This is a genomic window from Ruminococcus sp. 210702-SL.1.03 (genome assembly GCF_020559915.1).
Classification (GTDB): Bacteria; Bacillota; Clostridia; order Oscillospirales; family Ruminococcaceae; genus YE71.
Window position 1 is genome coordinate 14,998 of record NZ_JAJCLZ010000013.1, and the last position, 19,944, is coordinate 34,941.

21 protein-coding genes and 1 tRNA gene are annotated in these 19,944 nt (G+C 44.2%); 19 read left to right on the forward strand and 3 right to left on the reverse strand.

The features are described from left to right. Window positions 1-17: 17 nt before the first annotated feature. Window positions 18-497, forward strand: a complete 480-nt coding sequence (gene leuD / locus LI114_RS08280; protein ID WP_022126639.1) for a 3-isopropylmalate dehydratase small subunit — start codon at window positions 18-20, stop codon at window positions 495-497. A 98-nt stretch (window positions 498-595) separates the two neighbouring features. On the opposite strand, the gene LI114_RS08285 is transcribed toward leuD, so the two are convergent. Then, complete coding sequence (locus tag LI114_RS08285) at window positions 596-1,123, reverse strand: TIGR04002 family protein (protein ID WP_227220286.1); 528 nt, start codon at window positions 1,121-1,123, stop codon at window positions 596-598. A 473-nt stretch (window positions 1,124-1,596) separates the two neighbouring features. Here LI114_RS08285 and LI114_RS08290 point away from each other — a divergent pair, with 473 nt between their 5' ends. The 4 genes from LI114_RS08290 (at window position 1,597) to LI114_RS08305 (ending at window position 5,794) form a co-directional block, all read left to right on the forward strand. Then, a complete protein-coding gene (locus LI114_RS08290) occupies window positions 1,597-1,977 on the forward strand; it encodes a response regulator (RefSeq protein ID WP_022126641.1) in 381 nt (126 codons plus the stop codon). A gap of 2 nt (window positions 1,978-1,979) precedes the next feature. Next, window positions 1,980-2,861 carry a chemotaxis protein CheX gene (locus LI114_RS08295; RefSeq protein ID WP_227220287.1) on the forward strand — a complete coding sequence of 294 codons (882 nt, stop codon included), beginning with the start codon at window positions 1,980-1,982 and terminating at the stop codon, window positions 2,859-2,861. An 81-nt stretch (window positions 2,862-2,942) separates the two neighbouring features. Then, on the forward strand, window positions 2,943-4,634 hold the full coding sequence (locus tag LI114_RS08300; RefSeq protein ID WP_227220288.1) for a [Fe-Fe] hydrogenase large subunit C-terminal domain-containing protein: 1,692 nt from the start codon (window positions 2,943-2,945) through the stop codon (window positions 4,632-4,634). Further along, entirely contained in the window at window positions 4,631-5,794 is a 1,164-nt protein-coding gene (locus tag LI114_RS08305) for a PP2C family protein-serine/threonine phosphatase (RefSeq protein ID WP_227220289.1), read from the forward strand. Before LI114_RS08300 ends, LI114_RS08305 begins: the two co-directional genes overlap by 4 nt. A gap of 30 nt (window positions 5,795-5,824) precedes the next feature. On the opposite strand, the gene hcp is transcribed toward LI114_RS08305, so the two are convergent. After that, window positions 5,825-7,387 carry a hydroxylamine reductase gene (gene hcp / locus LI114_RS08310; RefSeq protein WP_227220290.1) on the reverse strand — a complete coding sequence of 521 codons (1,563 nt, stop codon included), beginning with the start codon at window positions 7,385-7,387 and terminating at the stop codon, window positions 5,825-5,827. Between the two features lie 284 nt (window positions 7,388-7,671). On the opposite strand from hcp, the gene LI114_RS08315 reads away from it, so the two are divergent. From LI114_RS08315 to LI114_RS08350, 8 genes are all read left to right on the forward strand, one after another. After that, window positions 7,672-8,097 (forward strand): hypothetical protein, encoded by a 426-nt coding sequence (locus LI114_RS08315; protein WP_022127453.1) that lies wholly within the window; start codon window positions 7,672-7,674, stop codon window positions 8,095-8,097. Between the two features lie 209 nt (window positions 8,098-8,306). After that, complete coding sequence (thyX, locus tag LI114_RS08320) at window positions 8,307-9,077, forward strand: FAD-dependent thymidylate synthase (protein WP_227220291.1); 771 nt, start codon at window positions 8,307-8,309, stop codon at window positions 9,075-9,077. Continuing rightward, the gene (locus tag LI114_RS08325) at window positions 9,067-9,738 is read left to right on the forward strand and encodes a dTMP kinase (RefSeq protein ID WP_227220292.1); all 672 of its coding nucleotides are present in this window, start codon (window positions 9,067-9,069) and stop codon (window positions 9,736-9,738) included. Before thyX ends, LI114_RS08325 begins: the two co-directional genes overlap by 11 nt. Before the next feature lie 25 nt (window positions 9,739-9,763). Further along, window positions 9,764-10,663 (forward strand): DUF2156 domain-containing protein, encoded by a 900-nt coding sequence (locus LI114_RS08330; protein ID WP_227220293.1) that lies wholly within the window; start codon window positions 9,764-9,766, stop codon window positions 10,661-10,663. A gap of 30 nt (window positions 10,664-10,693) precedes the next feature. Next, window positions 10,694-11,239 (forward strand): DJ-1 family glyoxalase III, encoded by a 546-nt coding sequence (locus tag LI114_RS08335; RefSeq protein WP_022127457.1) that lies wholly within the window; start codon window positions 10,694-10,696, stop codon window positions 11,237-11,239. Next, a complete protein-coding gene (locus tag LI114_RS08340) occupies window positions 11,236-11,814 on the forward strand; it encodes a 5-formyltetrahydrofolate cyclo-ligase (protein ID WP_227220294.1) in 579 nt (192 codons plus the stop codon). Before LI114_RS08335 ends, LI114_RS08340 begins: the two co-directional genes overlap by 4 nt. 27 nt (window positions 11,815-11,841) lie before the next feature. Then, entirely contained in the window at window positions 11,842-13,452 is a 1,611-nt protein-coding gene (gene mltG, locus LI114_RS08345) for an endolytic transglycosylase MltG (protein ID WP_227220295.1), read from the forward strand. Then, entirely contained in the window at window positions 13,452-14,705 is a 1,254-nt protein-coding gene (locus LI114_RS08350) for a peptidase U32 family protein (RefSeq protein WP_227220296.1), read from the forward strand. Before mltG ends, LI114_RS08350 begins: the two co-directional genes overlap by 1 nt. A gap of 56 nt (window positions 14,706-14,761) precedes the next feature. On the opposite strand, the gene LI114_RS08355 is transcribed toward LI114_RS08350, so the two are convergent. Next, window positions 14,762-15,745: a tyrosine-type recombinase/integrase gene (locus LI114_RS08355; protein ID WP_227220297.1), complete on the reverse strand. Its 984-nt coding sequence runs from the start codon at window positions 15,743-15,745 to the stop codon at window positions 14,762-14,764. A 203-nt stretch (window positions 15,746-15,948) separates the two neighbouring features. On the opposite strand from LI114_RS08355, the gene LI114_RS08360 reads away from it, so the two are divergent. The 6 genes from LI114_RS08360 to LI114_RS08385 all read left to right on the forward strand — a co-directional run bounded on the left by LI114_RS08360 (window position 15,949) and on the right by LI114_RS08385 (window position 19,881). After that, the gene (locus LI114_RS08360; RefSeq protein ID WP_227220298.1) at window positions 15,949-16,722 is read left to right on the forward strand and encodes a hypothetical protein; all 774 of its coding nucleotides are present in this window, start codon (window positions 15,949-15,951) and stop codon (window positions 16,720-16,722) included. An 84-nt stretch (window positions 16,723-16,806) separates the two neighbouring features. Then, a tRNA-Ala gene (locus tag LI114_RS08365) sits at window positions 16,807-16,879 on the forward strand. A 241-nt stretch (window positions 16,880-17,120) separates the two neighbouring features. Continuing rightward, a complete protein-coding gene (locus LI114_RS08370) occupies window positions 17,121-17,732 on the forward strand; it encodes an alpha/beta fold hydrolase (RefSeq protein WP_227220299.1) in 612 nt (203 codons plus the stop codon). Window positions 17,733-17,769: 37 nt separating this feature from the next. Next, on the forward strand, window positions 17,770-18,540 hold the full coding sequence (locus tag LI114_RS08375) for a CPBP family intramembrane glutamic endopeptidase (protein ID WP_227220300.1): 771 nt from the start codon (window positions 17,770-17,772) through the stop codon (window positions 18,538-18,540). An 80-nt stretch (window positions 18,541-18,620) separates the two neighbouring features. Then, window positions 18,621-19,016, forward strand: a complete 396-nt coding sequence (locus tag LI114_RS08380) for a DUF3783 domain-containing protein (protein WP_227220301.1) — start codon at window positions 18,621-18,623, stop codon at window positions 19,014-19,016. Next, window positions 19,009-19,881 (forward strand): DMT family transporter, encoded by an 873-nt coding sequence (locus LI114_RS08385; RefSeq protein ID WP_227220302.1) that lies wholly within the window; start codon window positions 19,009-19,011, stop codon window positions 19,879-19,881. Before LI114_RS08380 ends, LI114_RS08385 begins: the two co-directional genes overlap by 8 nt. The last annotated feature ends 63 nt before the right edge of the window (window positions 19,882-19,944 follow it).

Sequence of the window (19,944 nt, forward strand, 5' to 3'; positions counted from 1 at the left end):
GAAAGGAAGATATTTATATGAAAGCAAAAGGCTTTGTACATAAGTACGGAGATAACGTAGATACCGACGTTATCATTCCTGCAAGATACCTCAATACTGCTGACCATAAGGAACTTGCTTCACACTGCATGGAAGATATTGACGTAGATTTCGTAAAGAAAGTAAAGCCCGGTGACATTATCGTTGCTAAGGCTAATTTTGGCTGCGGTTCGTCGCGCGAGCACGCACCTATCGCTATAAAGGCAAGCGGCGTTTCCTGCGTTATCGCTTCTACATTTGCAAGAATTTTCTACCGCAACTCCATCAATATCGGTCTGCCGATAATCGAGTGCAATGAAGCGAGCGAGAAGATAGACGACGGCGACGAAGTTGAGATCGACTTTGAAAGCGGCGTTATTACCAATATCACTAAGGGCGAGAGCTACATGGGTCAGGCTTTTCCTGATTTCCTTATCAACATCATCAATAAGGGCGGCTTGCTCAACTCGCTGAAATAATTTCAGATAATTACGGCGGTGCATGGTTTTCAGCACCGCTTTTTTATTGCATAAAAAACTCCGCAGGTGTTCTGCGGAGCTGTGATAACATATTTTATTTACGCCGTTTGCTTGATAAATCCGAAACGCTCTTTCAGTTTTATCTTGTCAAACGCTTTACCGAGCACGATGAAAAGTACTGAGCTTCCTGCTATCTGAACGCAGTACGCAGGTGTGGAAGCGAAAGCTTTTGCAATAGCTGCAAAACTGAACCCTATCATTACAAATGCTTCGTAAAGGCTGTATCCGCAGATGCACATTGCGAGCGATGGGATAAGCGCAAGGATGTTTCTCTTGCAGAGTATCGTGTCTTTCTTTGAAGTAAAGAATAGCACAGTCACCGCTTTGATTATTATAGTTCCGGGTGCCCATATCGGCATAGAAACTACGTCGGCAAGTCCTGCACCGATAGCCGCCGCCGCTATCGCGTAAGGCGTTGGCAAAATGGAAGCCGACAAGAAAATAAGTCCGTCGCCAAAGTGTGTGTAACCGGCGTTAGTGTTGACGTGCAGATAAGCCGTTGCAATGAATATCATCGCTGCCATAACGCCCGTCATAGCCATAAGGCGTATTTTTTTTTGATCCATGTTTATTCCTCCTTGCTTTTCAGCATATTTACTATATTATTATTATACAGCCAATAGACCCGAAATTCAAATTCGTGCGTTCATTTATAGAATAAACACAATTTATCTGATATAATAAAGTTTGGGTCTGCCGCGAACGAATATTTGTTATAATTAGATATAATGATATTATTCTATGAAAATAAATTACATCACAAAAATCAAAGTGCATAGTTTGCTAGAGGAATTCAGTGGCGTATTTGTGCATATTGCAGAAACGTTTTTCATAACATGATCGACTCACCGTTTTCTTCACAAGAAAACATAAAAAGGAAAACTTTTGTCGCTTTTTACAATTATTTTTTTAATAAATCAAAATGAACCTATTAAATTTGTACATTATCACTATAAAAAGATTAAGCAAAGTACTTGAAATTTGTATGAAAATATGATAAAATAGAAATACAGTTAAAGCAAAACGGAGGTATAAACAAATGAATTTAGTTGATATGTCTGTGCTGGTTTGCGATGATTCCATGTTCGCAAGAAAAAGCCTTTGTATGTTTATAGCCACTTTAGGCGTAAAGAACATTTATGAAGCGTCTGACGGTGCAGAAGCAGTTGAAAAATATAAAGCAAACAAACCCGATATCGTTTTCATGGATATAGTTATGCCTGTTATCACCGGTATCGAGGCTCTCGAGCAGATAATAGAGTTTGATCCCGAAGCAAAAGTCATAATGGCTTCCTCGGTCGGCACTCAGGCTCATCTCAAGTCCGCTATCAAGGCGGGCGCAAGCGACTTCCTTCAGAAGCCGATCTCTAACGATCAAGTTAAACAGATTCTTGAAAATGCTGCGAAAGGGGAGCTGTAATAATGTTTTCACAGTTTTTTGGAGCATATCTGCTCAATGAAGGAAAGGTAACTAAAGAGCAGCTCGCAAAGGCTCTCGATGAAAAGAAAAATACTCGTATGCGTCTTGGTGTTCTCGCTATAAACGATGGTCTTATGACCGCCGAGCAGGTTGAGCACGTTAATCTTACTCAGCAGACGGTAGATAAGCTTTTCGGCGACCTCGCAGTAGACCTTGGCTATCTGAAACCCGAGGACGTTACTGCGCTTCTCGCGAAACAGCCTTCCGATTACCTGCTTCTCGGTCAGACTCTTGTAAACACAGGCGTTCTTTCTAACTCTGAATTTGAGTCGGCGATAAAGGGCTATAAGTCTAAGTATTCTATTTCCGATGACGATATTTCCGGCGACCAGAGTGATAAGCTCGCTTCGCTTGTAAACGAGTTCTATCATTTCAGCACTGCGGAAAATGCTAAGATCTACACAAATTACATAACTCTATTGTTTAAGGGTCTTATCCGTTTTATCGGCGATGATTTTACTCCGCTGGAAGCATACGTTATCAAAAAAGCCGCCGCTCCCAGAATAGTTTCGCAGCGTATTTGCGGCGAGTACAGCGCTTATACCGCTATCGCAACGGGTGCTGATGAGTACTCTGCATTAGCAAAGCGCTTTGCTAAAGAAGCGTATGTGAACGATGCAGAGTTTGATGACGCCAGCGTAGGTGAATTTCTTAACGTCTGCAATGGTCTGTACGCAGTAAATGAGTCGAATGAATCGGGCGTTGAGCTTAGCCTTATCCCACAGCAGTTTACAAAGAACAGCTCGGAGGATCTTACAAAAGACGCTTTCTGCATTCCTGTACAGTTCACGTTCGGTGAGATAGAGATCATCGTTTCCATCTGACCCGATAGAGAATAATCAAATAATTATCATCGGCGCAGAGCTTCTCAAAGAGTTCTGCGCTGTTTTGAACGGAGAAATACTATGAGCATATTACAGTTTAAAACGGCTAACTGCAAAAATTGCTATAAATGCGTGCGCTATTGCCCCGTGAAATCAATCAAAGTTGAAAACCATCAAGCGAAGATCATAGAGCAGGACTGCATACTCTGCGGCAACTGCACCACGATCTGTCCCCAGAATGCTAAAGAGGATATTTCCGACATTCCTAAGATAAAAGCTGTCATGACCGAGAAAAAACTTGTTGCGGCGGTCGCGCCCTCTTTCTCAGCGTATTTCGGCGGGTGTGGTCTTGCGGATATGTCGAAAGCCTTGAAATCACTGGGCTTTTTCGCCGTTCGTGAAACGGCGGAGGGCGCATATATCGTAAAGACCCGATATGAAAAGGATGAGCTTTCGGCGGGCGATGAGCCTGTTATATCTTCGTGCTGTGCGACCATTGACCTGCTCATAGAGAAATATTACCCGCTTGCGCTCAAATATCTCTCGCCGATACAAACGCCTATGCAGGTGCATTCTCAGCTTTTGCGGCGCGAATACCTCGAAGCGGCGATAGTTTTTATCTCTCCGTGCATTTCCAAAAAGTCGGAGTGTTCAGACGGCGTAGGCGCGGACTACTGCATTACTTTTGATGAACTGGAAGATTGGTTCGCCGAGGCAGGCGTTAATATCGAGCAGTCTCAGAATACTGAAAAGGCGATGTTCACCCGCCAAATTCCGATGAGCGGCGGCGTTCTCGGAAGTATGAAGAAAACTGCTGGTCGTTCGTATCTTTTTGTTGATGGTATCGAGAAATGCCGCAGTGCGCTCGATGAGATCATATCTGGCGGTCTGCGCGGCTGTTTTGTTGAGATGAACGCCTGTGAGGGCGGCTGTATCGGCGGTCCGTCTTTTCGCCGTAAAAAGATGTCCGGACTGACATCGCGGCTTTTCACCGAAAAGACGGCTGGCGATGATTATTCCAGTGATTTCAATATCGACTATCCTTACCCGATAGACCGCGAAATTGTTGACATGAGCGCTCACCGCCGCACTCCAGGCGAAAAGCAGATACAGGGCATACTTAAAAAGATGGGCAAGCTTACCCCTGCTGATGAACTTAACTGCGGTATGTGCGGCTATTCCTCGTGCCGCGAAAAAGCGCTTGCTGTCTACGAGGGCAAGGCTGAGATAAGTATGTGTATGCCGCTGATGAAAGAGCGTGCGGAAACGCTTTCAGACAGCATTTTGAGCATCACGCCAAACGCAATAATCGCCGTTGATATGGATCTAAATATATCCCAGCTCAATGCGGCGGCTTGCCGAATGTTTTCCGTAACACCTCAGCAGGCAGCGGGAATGCCCGTGTCTGAAATTCTAGACGAATTCGACTTTGTGGAGATGATAGCAGGCGAAAAAACGGCAATGACCAAGCATAGCTATCTCGCGCAGTACAACATCTACATCGCGCAGGAATTTCGTTTCGATAAGGCAACGGGCATAGTTATCTGCATAATGAAGAATATCACTCAGAGCCGTCAGCGTCACAACAACGTCATGAAAGCGAAAGTTCAGGCGGCAAATATGGCGGACGAGATCGTGGAAAAGCAGCTTCATGTAGTTCACGAAATAGCCGCTCTGCTCGGTGAAACTGCGGCGGAAACCAAAGCCGCGGTCCATAATCTGAAAGAAACGATAATGATGGACAGCGAGGACGGCGGAGGAGATGAAAGATGAGCGAGATACTTTTTCCCGACATTGGTCAATGCAGTCTTATCAAACATAGTGAGAGTATTTGCGGAGATTTTTGCTACGTCCTGCGCGATGGCGATAGAATGACAGCCGTGCTTTCCGATGGACTGGGTAGCGGTGTAAAGGCGAATATCCTCGCAACTTTGACATCGAAAATCCTCAGCACGCTTATCGCCCGCGACCTGCCGCTTGACGAGTGTATCTACACCGTGGCATCAACACTGCCGATGTGCAGTGAGAGAAAGATCGCCTATGCAACTTTTACGGTCTTGCAGATAGAGGACAACACGGCGTATCTTGTGCAGTATGATAACCCTTCGGCGATTCTTCTGCGCGGCGGCGAGAGCGTTCAGTACAAAAAAGACGTTCATTTCTACGCAGAAAAGCAGATCTACGAAAGCCGTTTTGAATTGCAGGACGGAGATATGATCGTACTGATGAGCGATGGCATAGTCAACGCGGGCATGGGCAAAAACGCTTCATCGGGCTGGAAAAGGGAAGAGGTAGAAACTTTTCTCGAGGGTTGGTGGTCACTGAAGCTTTCACCAAAACGCGCGGCTTCTATACTTTGCGAAGCAGCGGAAGATCTTAGCCTGCGCTCACTTGATGACGACACTACCGTTCTGGTCTGCAAAATGCGCGTCCACCGCATGGCAAATCTGCTCATAGGCCCGCCGCATGACCCAAAGCAGGACGGGAAAATACTCGGTGAATTTTTCTCTAAACAGGGCATTCATATCATATGCGGTGGAACTACCTCTAAGCTTGCCGCCGCGTATCTGGATAAACCGCTTCGTCCGTTGCCTGATACCGCCACAGAAAAAGTGCCCGCAATATCGGAATTGGAGGGTGCTGACCTTGTTACCGAGGGCTTCATAACCTTGCGCGAGACAGCTACTATGGGCAGAAATTATCTCTCAAACGATGTTTTCACTTTTGACACTGCAAAGGCTTCCGACGGCGCGTCATTGCTTTGCCGCGAGCTTTTCGAGAATGCCGACAGCATAAATATCTTTTTCGGAACGGCTGAAAACACATCAAATGCTGATCTCAGCATGAACCTAAATGCCAAGCTTGCTCTCGTCGAAGAGATAGAAACTATGCTAAAAAAGCAAGGCAAAAGCGTAAATATAAAAATATGTTGAAAAAGACCGACTGCGCAGTCGGTCTTTGCTTTATCCAAGTATCTTTTTCAGATCTTCTTCGGGCGTGCTTATCGGCGTGATGTTGTATTCGTCAACTAGTGTCTGCAAAACATTCGGCGACACGAACGCTGGTATCGTCGGCCCGAGATAGATGTTTTTTATCCCCAGTGAAAGCAGCGTCAGCAGTATGCATACGGCTTTCTGCTCGTACCACGAAAGCACCAGAGTAAGCGGCAGGTCGTTCACACCACAGTCAAACGCGTCAGCAAGTGCAAGCGCAATCTGTATAGCGCTGTAAGCGTCGTTGCACTGTCCACAGTCGAGTATGCGCGGTATGCCCTCAATGTCGCCAAGATCAAGATCATTGATGCGGTATTTGCCGCAGGCAAGCGTGAGTATGACTGTGTCGGGAGGCGTAAGCTTAGCAAAATCAGTATAGTAGCTTCTGCTAGGCGAAGCTCCGTCACAGCCGCCAATTAGGAAAAAGTGCTTTATTTTTCCTGCCTTGACAAGCTCTATTATCTTTTCAGCGTGCGATAGCACCGCGTTGTGCGCAAAGCCGGTCGTAACCGTGTGTCCGCCGTTCATGCCCGTCATAAATTTATCTTCAGAATATCCGCCGCACTCAAGCGCTTTCTCGATAACCGGCGTAAAATCCTTGTCGTCGCCGATGTGCACAAGCTCGGGATATGAAACAACGGAAGTCGTGAAAACGCGGTCGCTGTAACTCTGACGAACAGGCATGATGCAGTTTGTAGTGAAAAGTATCGGCGCGGGGATATTGTGAAATTCGCTCTGCTGATTTTGCCAGCCTGTACCGAAGTTCCCTTTTAAATGCGGATACTTTTTCAGTTCGGGATAACCGTGCGCGGGCAGCATTTCGCTGTGGGTGTAAATGTTTATGCCCTTCCCCTCAGTTTGCTCAAGAAGCAGCTTCATGTCGTGCAGATCGTGGCCGCTGACGACTATGAACGGCCCTTTTTCAATAGTTAGCGGCACTTCCGTCGGTACAGGTTCGCCGTATGCAGAAGTGTTCGCTTTATCGAGAAGCGCCATACATTTCAGATTGACCTTCCCTGTTTCCAATACAAGTGTAAGCAACTTTTTCGGGTCGCTCTCATCGGCAATTGCCCGCAGCGCCTTGTAGAAAAAGCCGTTTACCTCGCTGTCAGTCATACCTAGCGCGAGCGCATGATACGCATACGCCGCCATACCCTTGATACCAAAAAGTATCAGTGATTTCAGCGAGCGAATATCCTCGTTAGCTTCCCATATCTTGCGCATATCCAGCGCCGCTATCTCTTTACCGCCGAGCCGCGCTTTTTCAGCTTCTACCTCGCGGGTAAGCGTCATTATAGTTTCATTATTGAAATTAACGTTTGTAATAGTTGTGAAAAGCCCTTTCAGCATAAGCAGATCAGTATTTTTGTTTCTATCGCCGTTTTCAGCGGCTTTGGCCATAGCCGTAAGCATGCCTATAAGCTCGTCTTGGCGGTTGGCTGTATCAGCCTTTTTGCCGCAAACACCCGCTCTTCCATCGCAGCTTGTGTTGTGCGCCGTCTGTTGACACTGAAAGCAAAACATATCCTTCATTCGTATAATCCTCCCGTTATTATAGTGATATACGTATTATGAGTTATTTTTAAAATTTTATACCTTTAAAAAATTAAGTATGCAGCAAATACAGCGTGTATTATGTTATTCTTTTTTAATATTAAAGGAAAGTTTTTGCGTTATCTATGATGAATTAACATTTCGTTATGGAATATTAATTTATCTGTGCTATAATAATAGTAATGAAAGACTATGTTTCTGAGCTTTTCGGATTTGGCGATTTTTACTGAGAAGCAATCTTTCAGAAGATAGGAGTGGGAAATATGACTTTTAAAGAATGCCTGACAAATAAACTTAAAATATCTCTTGAAGCGCCTGAATGGTCTTCCGCTATGAAGCAAGCTATGGTCTGCTATAACGATCTTGAAAATCTCGAGTGCCTTGATGGTTTTAAATGCGAGGTCACGCAGAGTGGTATAGCAGGTTCGAGCATGATGTCTAAAAGAGAATGCGCAGTTATCTGCACCACAAAGGGCATATTCTTTTTGTGTCCCGCTATAGGGAACCTGCCATATGCCTGCCTTATCAAGCCTAGAGATATTCGCGTGGTGAGCTCTGAGAAAAGCTTGCTGAAAGCTACTGTTAATATCAAAACTAACGATTACGTTATGAAGATAACAGTTCCTAGAAAAGAAGGCTCGCCTCTTGAAAAGACCATTGATAAGGTCTACCAGATTTCTCTGAGATAATAGATATGTTAATTTTATGCAGATAAAATGTCTAAAAAGGGCGTTTTATCTGCTTTTGCTTTTTTCAGGACATTTTTAGCACGATATTTTTGGCTTTTGCCTCAATTTTTCATATTATAAATATTGACTATTGCCCGAAAAAATGATATAATATAAGAAATATGCAGATATATAATTGATGTAATGAATAAACAAGAGGTGCTTTTAAAATGCAGGTAAAACTTTTGACTTATACGCCTGAACCAGAAAAATATGTTGCTACTGCCGCAAAGCTTTGCTACGCTAATTCCGATGTAGATACTTTGCTTGACGATCTCACTGATGAGAAAATAAAATCATTTGTAAATATGCTGGCAAGTATAGGTCACGAAAGCCCTCTGGAGCACGTTTCGTTTACATTCGCTATCGAGGGTATCTCGCGCGCCTGCTCGCACCAGCTCGTTCGTCATAGAATAGCTTCGTATTCTCAGCAGAGCCAGCGCTATGTAAGTTGCGACCAGTTCAGCTACGTTACTCCGCCTGATATAGCGGCAGACCCCGAAGCTCTTGCAGATTTTGAGGAGCAGATGAACCTTGCGGCTGAGTCGTACAGAAAAATAACCGCTATACTCAAAGAGAAGCATCTGAAAAATATGCTGGAGTCGGGTATGGACGAAAAGGCGGCGAAGAGAGCAGCTCAGAAAAAGGCAATAGAGGATGCGCGCTTTGTTCTGCCGAATGCCTGCGAAACAAAGATAATAGTTACTATGAATACAAGAACGCTCTTGCATTTCTTCCAGCTGCGCTGTTGCAACCGCGCTCAGTGGGAGATACGCGCAGTAGCAAACGAAATGCTGAGATGTGTTTCAAAGGTCGCGCCTGATCTTTTCAAGAACGCCGGTCCTTCATGCGTAAACGGCGTGTGCGGCGAGGGCAAAATGTCCTGCGGCAGAGCTGCCGAGATGAAGGCTTACTTTAAGGAGCTTAAAAATGAAAAATAAGGGCAGACTAATAGTTATAGAGGGGCTGGACGGCTCTGGCAAAAGCACTCAACTGGAGCTGCTTTATGACAGGCTTGTCAAAAGCGGCAAAGATATTATGAAGATCAGCTTTCCCGATTATAACGAGCGCTCGTCGGAACTGGTAAAAATGTACCTGAATGGTGAGTTTTCGTCAGACCCCGCCGATGTGAATGCTTACGCGGCTTCAACGTTTTACGCTGCCGATAGATGCGCCAGCTATATGCGCTTTTGGAAAGCGCCTTATCTCGCTGGAAAAGATATTCTTGCGGCAAGATATACTACTTCAAACTGCATTTATCAGATGACTAAGCTGCCGAAAGAGCAGTGGGATAATTACCTTGCGTGGCTCGAAGATTACGAGTACAGCAAGCTCGAGCTGCCGAAGCCCGATATAGTGATCTTTCTCGATATGCCGATCGAGATCTCGCAGCGGCTGATGTCTGAAAGATACGGCAGCGATGAAGCAAAGAAAGATATTCACGAAAGCAACGTGAAGTTTTTACAGCAATGCAGACAAGCTGCGCTCTTCACAGCCGAAAAACAAAGTTGGAAGATAGTGCCTTGCAGCGATGGTGAAAAGCCGCTGCCGCTGGAAGCTATCAGCGATACCCTTTTCGATACGCTTTCTGCATTATATTAACAGATCAAGAAGGTAAAACTAATATATGTTTGATTTCAGACCTATCGAGATAGCCGACAGGGATAGGATAAACGCCTGTTTGGCGGTATCTGATTACAGGGGCTGCGAATACAGCTTTGCAAATAATCTTGCATGGCGCAGACTTGCAGATACGGTGATAGATTTTTACAATGATTTTTATATAAGCTGTTCGTTTTACGATGGCGACCCGTATTTCACTTTTCCTACGGGCGTTAAAACTGACGAATCGGGCAGAGAAAAATATATAGAGCTTTTTGAAAAGCTGAAAAAATATACGGCGGATATGGGCAAGCCTTTTGCGCTGACCTCTGTTTCTGCCGAGGCAGTCGAATGGCTGAAAGAATATTACGGCGATTCGCTTAAAGTCGAAGCTGAAAGAGGCAGTTTTGATTATATCTATGAAAGCTCAGATCTTATAGCACTGAGCGGAAAAAAATACCACGGCAAGCGCAATCATATAAAGCGTTTTAAGGAAAATGACTGGAGTTTTAAGCTGCTTACACCCGATGATTTTGACGAGTGCACAGCTTTTGCTGCAGACAGCTATGACAGCTCGGATAAAAACGATTTTTCAGCCGCGGTAGAGCAGTACGCGATATATATCTTTTTCAAATATTACGACTATCTTGGATTGAAAGGCGGCGCGCTTTACTGCAACGGCAAAATGGCGGGCTTCACGATAGGCGAAAAGATAAATTCCGATACCTTTGACGTTCACATAGAAAAGGCTGATCCGAATATACAGGGCGCTTATCCGACGCTTTGCAATGAGTTTGCAAAAGCCGCGGCTTCGGGTATAAGGTTTATAAACAGAGAGGAAGATCTGGATATAGAGGGGCTGAGAAGATCAAAGCTTTCTTACCGTCCTGCTTTTCTGCTTGAAAAATATACAGTTTTATTTTGAAGTAAATTTGTTCTGAAAGGAAGAATAATTATGGTATATGTTTTTTTGGCTAATGGTTTTGAGGAGCTTGAAGCGCTTGCACCCGTTGATCTGCTGAGAAGAGCAGGCGTAGAGGTAGCTACCGTAGGCGTAGGTTCTTCCAAGATAACCGCAGCGCATGGCGTTACCGTGCTTACTGATATTACTTCTGACGAGATCAAACTTAATGAAAAGCTTGAAATGATAGTTCTGCCCGGCGGCCCCGGCGCGGATAATCTTGAAAACTGCCCCGAAGTTCAGGCGGCGGTAGATTATTGCAGCGAAAACAACAGATACCTCGCCGCTATATGCGCAGCGCCTAAGATCTTAGGTCATAAGGGTCTGCTCGAGGGAAGATACTGTACCTGTTTTCCCGGCTATGAGAACGCAATGAAAAAAGCTAAGCCAAACGGCAGATCGGTAGTTGTAGACGGCAATTACATCACCGGCAAGGGTGCAGGCGTTTCGATAGAGTTCGGCTTGAAGCTTGTAGAAGTTCTCACTACTAAAGACAAAGCGGCTGCACTCAGTGCGTCGCTCCAGTTCAGACAGGCATGAGTATTTTAGACGAAAAGAAAGCGCTGAGAAAAAGGCTTCGCACTGAGAGAGCCGATTTTTCACATAACGCTGAATATCTGAAAGGCGCTTCCGTGCAAATAGCAGAAAAGCTTTTCCAGACTGACGAGTATCAGAATTGCAGTACAATTTTGACGTTCATATCCACAGAAATAGAGGTAGACACTTCGCGAATTTTAGAGCGCGCTTTTGCCGATGGAAAAACAGTTGCCGCACCGCGGTGCATAAGCGGAAAAAATGAGATGGATTTTTATGTTATCTCGTTTCTTAAAGATCTTGAACACGGCGCATACGGCATACTTGAACCGAATCAAACCTGCGCCGCCGCAGATTTTTCTGTCGGAGCACTCTGCATAGTTCCTGGGCTTGCATTTGATCTTCGCGGACAACGCATAGGTTTCGGCAGAGGGTATTACGACAGATTTCTGAGCGTTTTCAAGGGCGTATCCTGCGGAGTTTGTTTTGACGAATTTCTGCTTGAAAATATCCCATGTGAAAATGTCGATCTTCCTGTCGATATACTTTTTACTCAAAGCAAAACACTACGCTTCAAATGATGTGTTGTAAAAGAAAGGAATACATATATGGAAAATAAAGAAAGCAAAAAGCTGCCGGATATAGATTTTGGCTCTGCTTCCAAAGCAATGCAGATGCCGAAACGCGCTCCATCGCAGCATAACGGCAGACCCGCGCAGGGCAGTGCAGGGAAGTCCTCCGCCGAAAGACCCCGCCGTCCTATGAATAATAGACCTGACGCTAACGAGCACCCCGTACATAAAAAACGTCCCGCCCCGAACGCTGACGCGCCAAAGCAGGAGAAATCCAAAACTGCTGAAACGCCCGTTAATGAGCAGGATGAAGCGGCGGTACGCGTGGCTAACGAACGTATTACAAAGCATGAAGCTATGCTCGATAGGGCTTTTTCTGAGATCGAAGAAGAAAAATCAGAAGAAGCTGCAAAGGCTGAGGAAAAATCTGCTGAACCTATTATAGATTCGGCAGAGGAAATCACGGACAAGCCGGTTGAAAATGATGAAAAAAAGGCATCTCCCCTTGAATTTCACAATGATTATTCATCGCCTGAGCGCAAACCCGGCGGCAAAAAGAAAAAAAAGAAAAAATCCAAAAAGAAAAAGCGCGTGAGATTCAACGGCTCGATAGTCGGCGGTCTTACAATTACAATAGTTGTTATCTCTCTCTCGATCGTTCTTGCTACCAGTGCCATCTCACTTGGCATGGAATATCTTGGCATAAATAAAACGGCTAACGAGATCACATTTAATATCCCCGAAGGCTCAAATAACGATGAGATCGCGGATATTCTTGTCAGCAAAAATATAATCACGAACAAAGATCTTTTTAAGGCGGCGCTCAAGATCAAGAAACCTGCTGCCCTTTACCCCGGTGACATCACTCTTCGCCCAAACATGAGCTACCCCGATATTATCGAAAATCTTGCGACCATGCGCGAGTCTTATGAAACCGTAAGCGTTACTATCCCTGAGGGCGCAACTCTTCTTCAGGTCGCAAAAAAGCTTGAGAAGAAGGGCGTTTGCTCGGCTGACGATTTCCTCTTCCAGTTCAACGCCGACCTTGATATGGACGTTGACAAGAAGATCACCCACAGCAGCGATGCATATTACGCTATGGAAGGCTATTTCTTCCCAGATACATATGAGTTTTATGTCGGCGACTCCGCTTTCAATGTAACTCAGACGGTAAGAGAACACTTTGCTTCAAAAATCACCGACGATATGTACAAGCGTATGGATGAGCTTGGAATGGACTTGAACGAAGTAATTACCCTTGCATCTATCGTTCAGTGGGAGTCCGGCTCGGTCGAAGATATGCCGCGCGTTGCTTCGGTATTTATAAATCGTCTGAACGACCCCGACACTTTCCCAACTCTTCAGTCTGATGCTACTAAAAACTACGTCAAGAAAGTTATCAAGAAAGTCGAAACCTCCACCGCGATGATAGACCATTATACCAATTGCTACGATACATATGTATGTATGGGACTTCCCGCAGGCCCTGTCTGCAACCCCGGTCTTGACGCAATAAATGCGGTTCTTTATCATGAAGATACTGATTATTACTACTTCTGTAACAATCTCGAAACCGGTGAGAGCTTCTTTGCGGAAACCTATAAACAGCATAAGAAAAATCTTAAAAAGGCAGGTCTTAGCGAATAATGGCAGTTATCGGAAATAAATTTGCATACACCCGTCCGCTTGAGGTGCTTTCTCCCGCAGGCGATATGGAAAGGCTGGAGGCTGCACTTGATTTCGGCGCTGATGCTGTGTACCTAGGCGGAAAAATGTTTGGTATGAGGGCGGCTTCGCCAAACTTCACTGCCGAAGAACTGAAAATTGCCTGTGATAAGGCTCACGCCATCGGCAAACGTGTCTACTTGACCTGCAATACTCTGCCGCGCAACAGTGAAATTGTCGGCTTTGAGGGTTTTGTGAAAGATGCTTGTTCCGCCGGAGTGGACGCGCTTATCGCCAACGACATCGGCGTTTTCGCGATGATAAAGCGCTATGCGCCTGATATGGAGATACATATGTCCACACAAACGGGCATAGTAAATTATGCCACGGCAACAGAATTTTACAATATGGGAGCAAAGCGTGTTGTTCTTGCGCGTGAACTTTCGCTTGAAGAAATAGCCGAGATTCGCGCTAAGACCCCGAAAGATCTTGAGATCGAGGTTTTCGTTCACGGCGCAATGTGTGTTAGCTTTTCGGGTCGCTGTCTGCTTTCGCAGTACATTATAGATCGCGACGCGAACAGGGGGGCCTGCGCTCAGCCTTGCCGCTGGGGCTATCATCTGATGGAGGAAAAACGCCCAAACGAGTTTTATCCCGTTTACGAGGATGAAAGCGGAACGTATATACTTAATGCCAAAGATCTCTGTATGATCGACCATATCGACAAGCTTGCTGAGGCAGGCGTTGATAGCTTTAAGATCGAGGGCAGGGCTAAATCTTCCTATTACGTTTCGGTCATTACAAACGCTTACAGGCGCGCTATGGACGAGTTTTTGCAGAACCCGAGCAATTTCAAGCTCTCGCCGTGGATACATGACGAGGTTTTCAAGGTCAGTCACCGCGCTTACTGCACAGGATTTTTCTTCGGTCACCCGAAAGATTGCCAGTATTATGAAAATAGCGGTTATATCCGTGATTGGGACGTTGCTGCGATAGTTACGGGTTACGATGAGGAAAAGGGCGCAATAGAATGTGTTCAGCGCAATAAGTTCCTCCGAGGCACACAGCTTGAAGCTCTTGAGCCCGCCAATTCGCCAGTAATGCTTTCAACTGACGAGATCTTTGATGAAAAATTCGAGCCGATAGAAAGTACTTGCCACGCGGCAATGAAATTCTATATCAAGAGTGAACGCAAGTTTGCTAAAAATACCATTCTGAGGTTTGAAAGAACGTAAATAAAAAGCGAAATGTAAAGGGAAGTGCTGAATATCCCCTCACATTTCGCTTTTTTCTATTTTTTATCAATTTTTTCGTCAGCTAGCGGTGAAGACTTCGCGGCTTTTTCAAGCTCGCTGCTGCTCAGATGCGTGTATATCTCGGTCGTAGCGATGCTTTTGTGACCGAGAATGTCTTTCAGCACCAGCGTATCGACACCGCCGTGCTGATAAAGCAGCGTTGCCGCGGTGTGGCGTAGTTTGTGCGTGGTCACGCCCGTGTTTTGCAGTCCGGCAGCTTTAAGGCAGTTTTCAACGATCTCCTGAACGCGCCGCTTCGAGATCCTGTTTTTCTTTGCGGAAAGAAACAGTGCGTCAGTCGTTGTAACATTCAGCGCGTTGCGATATGGCAGATAATCTTTGATAGCGTTCACACAGGCGTCGTTCATGTACACGATGCGCTCCTTGCGGCCTTTACCGAAAAGCCGAAGCGTGTTATTTTCAAAGCTGACGTCGCCGATATTCAGCCCGACAAGCTCAGAAAGCCGCATTCCGCAGTTTACAAAAAGCGTTATAATGCAGTAATCGCGTTCGGTGTGCTTTGTCTCGATAGAACGCAAAAGTTGTTGTGTTTCTTCAAGCGTCAAAAATTTCGGCAAAGCTTTCTTCACACGAGGGACTTCAAGCTCGCTGAGTGGGTCGGAAGAAAGCAGCTTCGATTTGTTATAGAGATACGAGTAAAACTCTTTCAGTGCCGTAGTTTTGCGCGCACGCGTTACAGCTTCGTTACCGCGCTCAGTTTTAAGCCAGCTCATGTAATTGTAAGCGTCCATCAGCGTGAAGCTTTTGAGATATTCTAGAGGCACATTTTTCACGTGAATCTTTTCCCACTCAGAATCTTTAGGCTCGTCGCCGTGCTGTATTTTCAAGTACCTAAGAAAGCAACGTATATCAAGAAAATAAGCCTCTTCGGTGCGGTCGCCGCGGTCTTTGATCACCTTTATGTATGTCAAAAACTCGCGCAGATAATTTGGACATTCGTCAATGTATTCTTGCTTCAATTTATAATTCCCCTTTTTATCACTTCTCTTAACCGCACTAAAGTTTCATTTAGTGCGGTTTTGCATATTACTATTATACCACTTTCCTTTAAGCCTGTCAAGCCCTTTTCACTATATTTTCATCTAACAATATGTGTTTTTATCTTGATTACCGCGCCGAAATATGCTATAATTAAAGAAAATCAAAATGAAAGGTCAGAATTATGAGATCAACTAAATCCGCAGCACTGATCTGTGCTGCTTTACTCATGCTTATGTCCATGAGTGCCTGCAGCAAATCAGAAACCGCAAAAACAAATTCGAGCAATGCTGATTCCTCATCCGCTAAATCCATTGATAAAAAGCTCGACGTTTATCTTTCGTCTGATGGTACGCCTTATTACTTGGCTGACGACGGCACGAAGATGAATCTCTACGCATATGCCGATGAGGATGACGATACAGCCGAAGACGAAGCTTCCGCCAATTACATTTATGACAAGTACGATGCCGATGGATTGAAATTCGACATTCCTGAGGGTTGGTTTGCCGATACAAGTTTCGGTTCACCTATGCTTCTCCAGCAGGCTGATTCTGACGATGAGATCAATTATGATGAGTCTATCGCGATCGTAGAAACGGAAAATGTTTTTGATTCGGACAATGGCAAGGTCACTAAGAAAACCGTTAAGAGCTATTTTGATAATTATCTTGATTATGGATATTATACCGATTATAAAATTTCTGAAACCGGCTCGATGAAGGTCAGCGGGGTTGATGCAAATTATTACGACGTTATAACGACCATTTCTTCTGCTCTTACAAACACTGACAGCGATGAAGATGCTGAGCCGGTAGTATGCAAAACGCGTTATATAATCACCGATGAAGATACCTCGCACTGCATGATCCTTTCAGCGCTCGATAACGATGGATCGTTTGGCAGAGTTGTCGAGGCGTATGAGAAGATGGCAGGTTCTCTCGAACTTTCCTCTTAAATCTCTTAATTTTTTATGAACAAATACTGTTGGCTATTGACTTCGCATATTTTTTGTGCTATAATAAATAAGTATTAAAAATATGGGGTTATAGCTCAGTTGGTAGAGCGCTTGCTTCGCATGTAAGAGGTCAGGGGTTCGACTCCCCTTAGCTCCACGTAAAATACCGCAGAAATCCAGCAAATTCAAGGATTTCGGCGGTATTTTTGTTTTTAACAAATTGTTTTAAATCGACTGAAATGCTGTGAAAAACCGTGGAATCTCGTGTAAATCACACCGTAGTAACACCGATATAATGATATTTTATCGTATTCGACTAATCTGCTATTGTATTTTACATGAGAAAGTGATATAATGAGGATATAAATTAAACAAATCGGAATTTGTGAGGTTTTACAATGAAATACATCCTTCTACACGGAATGGGACAGAACGCTTCGAGCTGGGACAAAACGATTTCCTATCTCCCTGATACAGCAGAAACTGTCTGTCCTGAGTTAAGCAATTTTTTTAGCGAGGGTAACTGTAATTACAGCGAATTGTATTCTTTATTTTGTAGATACTGTAATAGGTTTCCTGAACCACTTGATCTCTGTGGACTTTCGCTCGGTGCTGTGCTTGCTCTTAATTACGCTGTCGACTTTCCACATAGGGTAAACTCTCTTATTCTTATTGCACCGCAGTATAATATGCCGAAATTTCTTCTTAAGGTACAAAATGTGCTGTTCAAATTTATACCGGAAAGCCAGTTCAAGGATATTGATTTGAAGAAAAAAGATTTTATCACGTTGACAAATTCGATGATGGATATAGATTTCACAAACAGTCTTAACAATGTGAATTGTCCTGTGGTTATCATATGCGGCGAAAAGGATAATGTTAATAAAAAAGCGGCAATAAAGCTTGCAAGAGAGCTGCCAAATGCAAAATTCATTACTATTAGCAATTCGGGGCACGAGGTCAATCTTGATAATCCACAGGGGTTAGCTAACGCTATGATGATGTTATGATAAATCGTAATTTGTAAATAAAAAAATGGAGACCATTATGAAAAAAAGCAAAAGGATTATAGGTATTATCTTGTCTATGTTGTTTTTATTATTGCTTTACTACACATCACATTTGATAAATAACAACTTTGATGGGGCTTTAGGGTATATGATGAAAAGCGTTCAAAGAATACTTTTTTTCATTACCGAGCTTATTATATTTGTAAAATTATATAAGAAAGACAGCATTAGAAGTATCCTCAATGTAAATAGCTTTAAAGAAGCTATTCCTGCTTGCTCTGCTATGCTTCTTTATGTGATGTTCGATGTCATTACATATACAGTTATAGGAGCAAAGACCTGGTTAAATACAACCATGCCGATAGTTGCTACATGTCTTATTTTTATGCAACTTGCGACTGGCTTATGGGAAGAACTTACTTTTAGAGCGTTTGTTTGCGAAGGATATTATCAAGGATCAAGCGCCACGTTTAAGAGAAGACTTTTATATGCGGGCATAAGCATGATGATATTTGGTATGGCACACGCCGTTGAATGTGGTTCTTTGGAACAAGCTGTATACAGATTTATTACAACAGGAGTATGGGGATTTGCATTCGCATCTGTGTATTTATATACACATAACATACTTGTAGCAGCCATTATCCATTTCTTTACGAATATTTTTTTAAACATATCAATATTCATATCTGACTGGAACGATTCGCCGCTTTTTATGATTCTTGATAATTATGTGCAGTGGGTGATGCTGGCTGCTATTTTGATAGTGGCAGTTGTATTTCTTTATAAGAAACCGGTCAGAGAATGAAATACTCAATCTGCTATTGTATTTTGCATGAGAAAGTGGTATAATAAAAATGTAAAATCTGAAAAAGGATATGGTATGATTTGAAAGCTATAATTAAAAAGAGCAGACCGAAAGTTCTTGCCGCTAATCTGTCGGGTCAGAATCTCTCGGCATTGCAAAATACTTCGCAGAAGTTTTCGGCTGACGTGATAACGGTCGAAGATCAGCAGATTGCCGTCTCAGCAGCGCTTGGAGAAACCTCGGCTGAGTGTTCGGATAAAGGCAAATATGCTGACAGCAACGCAGAATTTTTGCTTTTTGCAGGCTTTGACAGAGCCGCGCTAAATAATTTTTTGGACGAGCTTAATAAAGTGCGGGCAAATGTTGATCTGAAAGCCATGTACACGCCTAACAACCGTAACTGGTCGGTGGCGCATCTTATCGACGAACTTGAAAAAGAACACAAGCAAATGACTGGCGGCGATGTAAATGGCTGAGAGTAAAAACAAGCGCCTTTACGGTATAATTTGCATAATCTGTTCGGCGTTCTGCTTCGCGTGGATGAGCACGTTCGTGCGACTCGCGGGCGACCTGCCGTCTATGCAAAAGGCGTTTTTCCGAAATTTCGTTGCGCTGTTTTTCGCGCTGATAATGCTGAAAAAGATGCACATACCATTGAAATGTCACGATAAAAAGAACCTCCCTGCCCTGCTGATACGCTCCTCGCTCGGCGCGCTGGGAATCGTCGGCAACTTTTACGCGGTAGATCATCTGGTGCTTTCCGACGCTTCGATGCTCAACAAAATGTCGCCGTTTTTCGCGGTTCTGTTCTCATTTTTGTTCTTAAAAGAAAAGCTCACGCCGTTTCAAGGCGCAACGGTTCTTGTGGCGTTCATCGGCAGTTTGTTTGTAATAAAGCCCTCTTTTTCGGGATTTTCTTCGCTGCCCGCATTTGCTGGGCTTTTCGGCGGTATCGCAGCGGGTGCGGCTTACACGGCGGTCAGATATTGTGGAAATCACGGTGAGAAAGGCCCGTTCATAGTAGCCTTTTTCTCAGGATTTTCAAGCCTTTTCTTCCTGCCGTGGCTGATACTTGATTACCACCCGATGACGCTTAATCAGCTGCTTTGTCTGCTTGGCGCAGGTCTTGCGGCTGCCGGCGGTCAGTTTTCCATCACAGCAGCGTACACTTACGCTCCCGCCAAAGAGATCTCGGTCTACGATTATACGCAGCTTATCTTTACGACTATAATCGGCTTCGTACTCTTTTCTGACAAACCTGACATTTTCAGTATAATCGGATACATAATAATCGTTTCAACTGCGTTCGCTTCGTTCAAATACAATCAAAAGCACGCTTGACACGGCGGAAATTACATGGTATAATAAAAGCACGTTAAAAAACTACAAACAAATGAAAAAGGG